This window comes from Desulfoplanes sp. (assembly GCF_054921335.1).
This window is the reverse complement of sequence record NZ_JBUDSQ010000091.1, coordinates 1-8542: the sequence shown is the minus strand read 5'-3', so window position 1 is coordinate 8542 and position 8542 is coordinate 1. Positions and strand designations below refer to the sequence as shown.

At 47.0% G+C, this 8542-nt stretch carries 10 protein-coding genes; 3 read left to right on the top strand and 7 right to left on the bottom strand.

Translation table 11 applies throughout. The annotated features are described in order from the left end of the window. The first annotated feature begins 261 nt into the window (after positions 1-261). A complete protein-coding gene (locus ACY692_RS13195; RefSeq protein ID WP_462325843.1) occupies positions 262-621 on the top strand; it encodes a tyrosine-type recombinase/integrase in 360 nt (119 codons plus the stop codon). A gap of 313 nt (positions 622-934) precedes the next feature. On the opposite strand, the gene ACY692_RS13190 is transcribed toward ACY692_RS13195, so the two are convergent. The 5 genes from ACY692_RS13190 to ACY692_RS13170 form a co-directional block, all read right to left on the bottom strand. Next, positions 935-1516, bottom strand: a complete 582-nt coding sequence (locus tag ACY692_RS13190; RefSeq protein WP_462325842.1) for a tetratricopeptide repeat protein — start codon at positions 1514-1516, stop codon at positions 935-937. Between the two features lie 64 nt (positions 1517-1580). Further along, positions 1581-2258, bottom strand: coding sequence for a hypothetical protein (locus ACY692_RS13185; RefSeq protein WP_462325841.1), 678 nt, complete (start codon positions 2256-2258; stop codon positions 1581-1583). Between the two features lie 58 nt (positions 2259-2316). After that, positions 2317-2784, bottom strand: coding sequence for a hypothetical protein (locus ACY692_RS13180; protein WP_462325840.1), 468 nt, complete (start codon positions 2782-2784; stop codon positions 2317-2319). Between the two features lie 21 nt (positions 2785-2805). Then, positions 2806-3180, bottom strand: a complete 375-nt coding sequence (locus ACY692_RS13175; RefSeq protein WP_462325839.1) for a hypothetical protein — start codon at positions 3178-3180, stop codon at positions 2806-2808. A gap of 26 nt (positions 3181-3206) precedes the next feature. Continuing rightward, positions 3207-3608: a hypothetical protein gene (locus ACY692_RS13170; RefSeq protein WP_462325838.1), complete on the bottom strand. Its 402-nt coding sequence runs from the start codon at positions 3606-3608 to the stop codon at positions 3207-3209. Between the two features lie 114 nt (positions 3609-3722). Here ACY692_RS13170 and ACY692_RS13165 point away from each other — a divergent pair, with 114 nt between their 5' ends. Together ACY692_RS13165 and ACY692_RS13160 are read left to right on the top strand one after the other, a co-directional pair. Then, positions 3723-4106: a DUF6573 family protein gene (locus ACY692_RS13165; protein ID WP_462325837.1), complete on the top strand. Its 384-nt coding sequence runs from the start codon at positions 3723-3725 to the stop codon at positions 4104-4106. A gap of 267 nt (positions 4107-4373) precedes the next feature. Continuing rightward, positions 4374-4781 carry a hypothetical protein gene (locus ACY692_RS13160; protein ID WP_462325836.1) on the top strand — a complete coding sequence of 136 codons (408 nt, stop codon included), beginning with the start codon at positions 4374-4376 and terminating at the stop codon, positions 4779-4781. A gap of 716 nt (positions 4782-5497) precedes the next feature. Here the strand turns inward: ACY692_RS13160 and tsaA are convergent. Continuing rightward, on the bottom strand, positions 5498-6010 hold the full coding sequence (gene tsaA / locus ACY692_RS13155; protein WP_462325835.1) for a tRNA (N6-threonylcarbamoyladenosine(37)-N6)-methyltransferase TrmO: 513 nt from the start codon (positions 6008-6010) through the stop codon (positions 5498-5500). Positions 6011-6222: 212 nt separating this feature from the next. Then, positions 6223-7713, bottom strand: coding sequence for a proline dehydrogenase family protein (locus tag ACY692_RS13150; RefSeq protein ID WP_462325834.1), 1491 nt, complete (start codon positions 7711-7713; stop codon positions 6223-6225). Positions 7714-8542 lie beyond the last annotated feature (829 nt).

Here is an 8542-nt window from a genome sequence, read left to right as displayed (position 1 = left end):
CTGATAGTACCGTTCCCAAAGACAGGCAGGGGGCCGGCAAAAATACCAGATAACCGGTGAGGAATTTGACTCGGGAAAAATTCGTGTTCTGAAATTCGATTTTCTTGAAAACGTTCATGCCCTGGAAGTCACATTTGCACCCTCAATGGCCACCGATTCCGGTTCAACCATGCAAATCGATGGCCATTGTTTGCCGCAAAGGATGCATCACCTTTTTCAGGGACGGATAAGAATGGGGTCCGGCGGGCTCATCGGCTCGATATGTCCCGTACACGGGCGACCCTGATCGAGCGACGGAAATATCTGGCGAAATATCGGAAAATCGCCATTGAGAACGTTGATGGGTATGTCGTCGAACAACCGGACGGCCGTCCTCTTGGTGATATCAAATCAGCCTGGAATACCATCCGGCAAGAAGCCGACATGAATCACCTGCACTTCCATGACCTTCGTCATACCTTCTGCAGCAACTTGATTCATGCGGGGATGACCCTCAAACAAACCCAAAAACTCATAGGACACAAGACGGCCAAGATGACGGAACGATACTCACATTTCGAAATCATGGAAGAATTCACGGGCTTCAGGGATCTGTCTAAGAGGTACAAGACCGGCGCGTAGGCTAGAAATAAGCTAGAAAACGGAAAAAGCCGCCTAAAAGGCGGCTTTTTCACTCGGCATTCAAGGGATTTTTGTGAAGCATACTAAGCGTTTAAGTGGTGGAGCTGATCAGGATCGAACTGACGACCTCTTGAATGCCATGCCAGAGAATTCGCCTTTATCCCTTGAAATTGTTTGATTTTTATTATTGAATATAACATCTTTTCAGGGATGTTGGATAGGTGTTAGAGGCACCCGGTTCACCAAATGGTTGACCAAAGTTGGTGTGCCGTTTTGAGCGGTTCCCGGCTACAAGTGCCATTCCACATCCAGATTATTGTCTGTACGGAGCAAATGGCTTGGATGATTCGTACCGCTCAATGTACCATTGGTAATAGTCCATTGAACTCTGAGGTCTACCAAGATTTTTGGCTAATTCAAGGGCCAGCAATTCTGATTCTACAGCTTTAGCAAAATCCCCAAGTTGGGCATATCCTGCTGCAAGTGTATCGTAATATGAAGGAATTTGTTCTAACGACAACGCAATGAGAGAAAGCCTAACAGCTTCATTTCCGTTACGTCTTGAGTTGTCTTCAAACGTTGCGTAAAGCCAGGCAAGCCTATTATAAGCCATATGGTTGGCGTCATTGGAAGCAATAGCTTGTAAAAGATCCTTTTGAGCTTTCTCAAAATTCCCCAGGTTTATCCATGCAAATCCTCTGTCACTGTAAATATCGGAAGCGCGGGAAGAGTCCTCCACTTGGTCGAGGCACTGGGATAAAAGTGATATTGTACTAGTAAGAGACTGTGTATTTTCTGCATCTATACATACTTGAGGGAGTTCCTCAGCAGAGAAACAAGGTGTAATTGTAATTACTGTAACGAATATTACGGTAGCTAGTATTTTGATAATCACAACTTCCTCATTTATGTTTTCAAGTATTAAATTGATTCAATACGTAAAAAGTCATTCTGAACGTTCAGTCCAAATGATTTTCGTTGGTTTGATCGTAGGGAATTCCAAATCTTTCACTGAGAAGTTCTCGTGGAGATATTTTCACAAATGAATCTTCTATTGCAACGTTACTTTCGATAAATATGCGAAGAAACTCATCCCACTTATACAATGTTTGCTTAAAACAGACACCATATTCTTGCTCATTCATTTGGCTGATTGTGGTATTGTCAACAGCGAAAATTATTATTCTAACAATGTCTTGCGTTGCTTCACTGGCTTTAATCCGTAAAAAATAATCTTGGAATCTTGGGACCATTGGTGTATTAAAAGTATGCGCCGGGTATAGATTTCCATCAGAACCAAGTGTTCCGATAAAAATACTTGCGTTGTCAAATTTTTTATCCTTTAAAAAATCCCAAGAAAGAACGAATTCACATTCATGTGGCTTTGATTTGCGTTCATCAAATCCAGCAGACACAAAATTACCGTATGACTTAATTGACGGCTGTTCAATGAAATAAAACAGTATATTTATTGCAGTAACAGCAAAGACTAAAAGAGCAGCAACAAGTCCCACGCTGCGAGGAATGTACTTTTTGATGCTGGAGGATTCTCTACTAGAAAGATTGTCGTTTAGCTCTTTCAATAAAAGAAAAAAAGCAATTAAAGCTGGTGCCAATAAAGACGTAAACTCTTTCATGTTACAATCCTCGTGTTTCTGTCTATAGTGTGAAACGAACTACCATCAATGGCACAACTTAATCTCCAGTCCATCCAAATTTTTCCCTGTCTGGACATATCCTTTTTAAATATTCCAATTGGTCATCATTTGCCTTAATGTAAGCCAAATAGCGTCTTGATCCTTCTGGATTTACCATGCCTGTTGTCAAGTCTTTAGTCGTAATGTTCAAGCCAACGTACCCGTCATCAGAAACAAAATATGTACTAATCTCGTCGTTTGAGAGACTCCCGTCCAGTAGAAAATCAATACTACTAAATAAACTAGCTATTGGAGAGTTGAGATATTTTTCAACAAGAACAGAATTATATGTTCTGTATCTCCATGTTTTTTGAGGTCTGTTTATAATTTTTTCCTCAGTATCATAAATCGTCCAACCAGCAGCTTCTAATACTTCAATGTTTTGCCTCGTCTGACTTTGAGCAAATACATGTCCGCTGCTGGCAATTACTAATACACTGACAACTAATAACTTGAGAAATTTCATTATCAGCCTCTTCTGTTTGGATTATTCTTTAATCCACTGTGGCATTGAGTACTCTTCACCAGCTTCATACTTTGTTTCAAAAACACCGTCACCATCCACATCTACAATTTCGAAGTCAATCGGTTCGTTCTTGTCCGTATCAATACCGTAGCCATAAACATGACCTTTAACACTTAGCCTAAAGACGTAACCTACTGGTCCCAGGTCGAACATTTCGACTTTGGTTTCTTTTCCTGGAATGGATGATTCGTTGTCATGCATAAAGTCATTGACCTTTTGGGCCTCACTTAAATCCGGGACTATAAATCCAGTGGCATTATGCTCCTTAGCATCAGCGCTGCAAGCCATCAAAAAAATAATATATACACTGGCTGTAAGTATATTGAGCTTATTCATGTTAAGTCCTTTGCATTCATTTTATCCTAATCAAATCCCCATGCATCCATCTCCGGCTCCAGATCTGTTTCTCCATTTGGTATATACATTTCAAAAATCCTATCATTGTTTGCATCGATATAAGTGTCAAACGTTTCCTGAGTGCTTGTTCTTCCATTCCAAAAACTCCAAGGGTCTTCTTTCCCCTTCAGGTATGCAATAACAACTTGAATGTCTCCTTGAGCATAGCCTTTCAATACTGTCTCTTTACCTGGAATTTGATCAATATAATCAACATCAAACTCACCCAAATATTCCCACCCCGTCGTGTCCGGCAACTCAATTCTGTGTGATTCTTGTATAATGTATTCATATTCCTCTGCATCAATACTCCCAGCCGCCAAACAGGTAACAAAAATGCTGACGAGAATAATTCTAAGTGCATGCATCACAAGCCTCACTGTGTCCATAGTGGATATTCATTTTTTCAATTTGGCGTGACCAACGCTCAAGCCCGAGGATACCCTTCAAGGTCCATAAAAATTCAATTTGAAGGAGTCCTTATGAGCTTTGATGATTTTGAACTTATCTATTCTTACACTCGAAAACAAGCACTTGCTGACGGGGTTTTAATCGATATTTCCAAAGAAGCACAGGAAAGCGGCTTTATGATACCAGCCGCAATCTCGGACAATCTCTTTCACCGTTATATTGAACCACCTGCTGGACTTGAAGGCGAAGGGCAATCAACCCGTGGCAGACTTCATGATGTACTGGAAATGCTCAAAGCTGCCGCATCTGTTCGCTGGGATGGGTCCCACGTATTTTTTGACGTGATCTTTCTGATGCACCCCCGAACCATAGAGAAAGTGAAAGTGCTTGGAATGGTCGGTCCTGATGACGATGGCAGCCCATGCTTGACGATTTGTCTTCCCGAGGACCGGTGAGCCAGGTCTTTTTTTTCCTCCACCTTCTCCGCCTTCCAATTGTCCACCCCCGGGGTTCCGGTCCTGGGGGTGGAATTCGCGCGGAACACCCCCAATCCTGCGCGTATCCCAAAATCCTGACCCATCCTGCCCCAAAACCAAAAACGGGCTGGAGGAGCGCAAATATCGCGCCTCCAGAGCAAGTCACTGTAAGCACTGGTGCAGTATTACACTAACTCAAAACTGGTAAAGATATTCCTCTTATATCAATAACATACAGGAGGAATCATGGCAAAGAAAGATGAACCCAAGAAAAAGGTGATGGAGTCGTTGTACAACCCGACACTGTTGCGGCAACTTTGTGAAGAAGGAGCCGATGCCCAGACAGCGAAGAAAAAGCTGGGACTGGCATCCCTCCAGAACCTCCGGGCGCATTTAATGCGACTTTCTGTGGAGGATAACCAGCTGAGAACTCATAGGAATCTCTATCAAAGGAGCAACAGCCGGGTTCGTTTGACGAAAAACGGACTCAAAATAACGTTGAAAAAGATGGAGGCCATCGAAGGAGACTTTCCGATCAACACCGAGTTCACCATCGAAGTGGATGAGGACAACAGAATCACCCTTTCGCCCGTTTCTGCCACAGGCCAGGACGAGGAAGAAGTATCCTCTGATCCTTCTGAGTTTGAGAGTTAAAAAATGGGAGCCGCAGTACTGAACGACTGTGGCTCCCGTTCTATTTTTTGTCGTGATCGACCCTGTAGCTGATTACGCATGAATGAGCGCCAGCGATAATGGGTAGACCCTACCCCTGAAAAGCAGTGACGGTTTTCCCGTCCCACTTCTGTTTACTCGGTGCTGGCGAATAGAAGGATAAGAAAGGCCAATCGAAGTCATACCCGCAGACCTCAACCCCTTGGGGCTTATCCTTCCTTCATCTCACGCTGAGTATTTGCCCCATTCATATTACGACAACGAAGCCCCTGACATCCCTTCCTGGGATTCATCATCATGTGGGTACTGGGTTCTCCGCTGTCTCTCCAATCCAGATGTTTGACGAAGCATCACGAATCTGTCATCAGCGGGGTCGGACCAAGATAACCAACCGAAATAGTGACTAATAACTATCGAAACAAGACCATTTTCGTTCTTAAAGCCATGTTTTTATCTCCAAAATCGTCCATTCTTTCGAGCCGGGCCTATACCCTTCTGATACGTTTTCCGGGAATGATCATGGTATGCTTCGCCCTGATTCTCTTCAGGGACGGACTTCGCTTTCTGGGGATATGGGGGTGAAGAGACGAACTCCATGACGCACTCTTCTCCAGAAGAACAAAGGCGTCATGCGGGGCACCAAAAAGGGCCGGGGATTCTTCCCCGGCCCTTTTTTATCGCTTGCATCAGAGCTCTGATCAGGAGTCAAGCTCTGCATTGAGTTGCTGCATCCACTGCGGGGCACGCAGGTTCTCCTTTTTCATGTAGTTGACATTGTAGGGTTTGATATCGATGACCGGGCTCTGATCAACGGCCTCGAGCCCTTTGACGGTCAATGAGTCCCTGTTCCTCTCGATCAGTTCCACGGCAGATACCAGGATAGGGTTGGGCCGGGCAGGGCTGCAGGTGGCAAAAATACCCTGCAGGGGCATGTCCTTTCTTCCCATGGGATGGACCTCTTCAAGTTTTCGTCGTTCCGGGGGAACAAGGTGAGGCCAGTACAGCACCAGAATATGGGAAAAGCCCTCTATCCCCTTCAAAAGCGGTTGCCATGGTTCAAATATCAGGATTTCGCTCAAGCTGGTTTTGATTGCTTCGTGCTGCTTTTTGAAGGTTTCTGCCGAAGGTTCAAGCTTGAGATTGTCCTCTGTCGTTCCCAGGCTGGGAGTTGTCAAAGCGCTTTGGACAACCCCCACCGGGGTAAGATGCATGTCCGGCCAATCGTGTGCGGTTGGTTCATTGTTGCAGCTCCTTGTGTAGCGATAAGACACCCCGTGGTCCCATCGATGGTTGAGGCATCACTCCGTCTCCCTTGTTCGGAAATCGGACAGACCCGTGGCCATAAAAAAATGACGGCTGCATCTTCGTCAGGATGAGGCACGCCGAATCCCCGAAACGCGGGCAGGGTGAACCGGCCGATGGTTCAGCTTGCAGACATCAAGGAATCCTTCAAGAACGCCTCGACGTCGTGCGAATCTTTTATATCCTGTTCACCTGTGAATACCGGAGTTGAACCGTCCGCTTCGCTGAAGTCGCCGCGCATGGTTCTTGCCAGGGCGTTGTCGCTGTTGGCCAGTTCCTTGAAACGCCGTCCGGAGTACTTGAGCCCGCGGGCCAGCGAACCGGCGGGTATGTACTCACGCAGGGGATAGCCCATGGTCGCTACCACATGCTTGATGGGATCACCCATGCCGTAAAGCATTTGAATCTGAGCAATTTCGTCGGCAAGACCGTATGATCCGGCCAGAGCGATGGCGTGCGCCTGTGTTCTGATGTTATGCGTGGCAAAGGCAGGAAGCACCGTGTCCAGATTGAGCAGCATACAGGCGCTGAGAGCTTCATAGTTGGCGTCCGTGGAGGGTTTGTTGTCCCATACGGGACTTGGGTATCCTTTTTCTGCGGCGGTCGTGCGCTCATAATCCAGATAGGCTCCCTTGACGAGCCGTATGGGAATCCGCAGGTTGCGGGATCGCGCCCAGTTGACCATGTCCCGAATGTCCGCCGCCGAATCGCGCAAGTATGCCTGGATAACAATGCCGATGCGCAAATTGCCCTTTGGACCTATGGCAAGAGAAGGGGTGTTCTCCACGATCTCCCGGAAAAGCTGCAAGGTAAGATTCTTGTAGCAGTACTCCTCCATGTCGAGTCTCAGGAAAATGGCTTTGTCCGGTGCCTGGGCGGCCAGTTCGAGAAGCCTGCCGAGCCCTTCCGATATTGCCTGGCGCTTGGTTTCGGCAGCAGGCCCGTTGCCCAAAGCTGTATCTAGGTCGTGCACAAGGGCGGATAGCTTTATGGACATATAAAGCTCGTCATTTGTGTCGGATTTGATGAAAGCACGGATAAGCGTTGCGTAATACTGTTGATAGGCCAGGGCATCTTCCGGGGAAAGGGAAGCATCGCCCACATTATCCAGACTCGTCGTGAATCCCTGTTTCCGCAAGTTGCTCATGAGGTTGAACAGCCTGTCCGCTTCCCTGGCCTTTTCTTCAGGCGTTCCCCCGGTCTCTACTGGAAACAGGAAAGGCTCGCTCATCCATTCCACTATGGGCATGAGAAAGGCGAACCGTTCCCTGGCCTTTGCACTATTCCCCAGCGAAGTCAGGATATCCTGAACCAGCGGCGCCAACGGCGGCCACATGGCGACATCGATGAGATGCATCCGCAGGGATTGGGCAAAAGATTGCGGATGGTCGGCCAGTTGCTTTTGAAGATTGGTCTGCATGTCCGCAAGAATATGCCGCGTTTGTCTTTCCGCCTGATCAAAGACGCTACCCGATTTGCCATTGGGGCTGGCTTGCTGATTCACCGACGGCGGTACGGTTGTCCCGGCCACCACCGAAGGCGCCCAGCAACAACTGCCGGCAATCGTACACACCTCCGCCGTAAAAACTTTCAGGAATCCACGGCGAGTCATATGTTTGTTTCCTTCAAAAAATAGAGTCATCGCTGCACAATGCCCCCTTGAAAGGAAGACGGTTGCCTGATGCCGGCCGTAGTTAGTTGATCAATACCACCTTGTACCGCATATGTTTCAACTGGAGAGAGAGCGACTCCCGTGTACCGACAAAGCCTCCCGGCCCGCTGCGTGCCCAGGAGCCGTTTGGTTGCCGCACCTGAGAAATCGTGTCCCTGACCAATATTTCTGCAGGCTCAGACAACCAGTCGGCAGAGCCCGTCCCGCAAGCCGGGATCGGTAACGGTCCATTGCCGGTCAGTCTCCCTGAAGATCAGGTCCAAAAGGGTTTCTGATTTTCATGCATCCTCCGCCCTTGGCGTTACGTCGTTGAGCTAACTCCTTGAGCAAAACCCGTCAATCCAACCATTGTGATCCGCTTGTAAGATCCAACGTATTTTTGAATAACAGTCAAAATGATTTGGGAGGTCAATTTGCTCTGGAATCGCTGACGGAGGCCTGCGTCAACTCGCAGGCTGGAAATAAGCTATAAAAACGCAAAAAAGGCCGTCTTTTCGCATGAAAGTTCAGGGCATTTCCCCTACAAACACCTCTTGCAGAGTCCTTACAAGAAATCTATGATCAAAAAATCCAGACAGTACGAAATAACTATCCAATGAACACAACGGGTCAGGCCCCATGCAATCGTCAATCAACTATTCAAAACGCATCCTCATCCTCGCAGGCCCGAATGGTGCAGGCAAGACCACCTTTGCCAAAGAATTTCTTCCCAATGAAGCGAATTGTCTCACATTCATTAATGCCGATCTTATCGCCGCCGGACTTTCAC

What these genes read in the sequence shown, in the direction of transcription:
- ACY692_RS13195 (WP_462325843.1), top strand. Translation starts at nt 262, where the DNA reads ATGTCCCGTACACGGGCGACCCTGATCGAGCGACGGAAATATCTGGCG.
- ACY692_RS13185 (WP_462325841.1), bottom strand. Translation starts at nt 2,258, where the DNA reads ATGAAAGAGTTTACGTCTTTATTGGCACCAGCTTTAATTGCTTTTTTT.
- ACY692_RS13180 (WP_462325840.1), bottom strand. Translation starts at nt 2,784, where the DNA reads ATGAAATTTCTCAAGTTATTAGTTGTCAGTGTATTAGTAATTGCCAGC.
- ACY692_RS13175 (WP_462325839.1), bottom strand. Translation starts at nt 3,180, where the DNA reads ATGAATAAGCTCAATATACTTACAGCCAGTGTATATATTATTTTTTTG.
- ACY692_RS13170 (WP_462325838.1), bottom strand. Translation starts at nt 3,608, where the DNA reads ATGCATGCACTTAGAATTATTCTCGTCAGCATTTTTGTTACCTGTTTG.
- ACY692_RS13165 (WP_462325837.1), top strand. Translation starts at nt 3,723, where the DNA reads ATGAGCTTTGATGATTTTGAACTTATCTATTCTTACACTCGAAAACAA.
- ACY692_RS13160 (WP_462325836.1), top strand. Translation starts at nt 4,374, where the DNA reads ATGGCAAAGAAAGATGAACCCAAGAAAAAGGTGATGGAGTCGTTGTAC.
- tsaA (WP_462325835.1), bottom strand. Translation starts at nt 6,010, where the DNA reads ATGCATCTTACCCCGGTGGGGGTTGTCCAAAGCGCTTTGACAACTCCC.
- ACY692_RS13150 (WP_462325834.1), bottom strand. Translation starts at nt 7,713, where the DNA reads ATGACTCGCCGTGGATTCCTGAAAGTTTTTACGGCGGAGGTGTGTACG.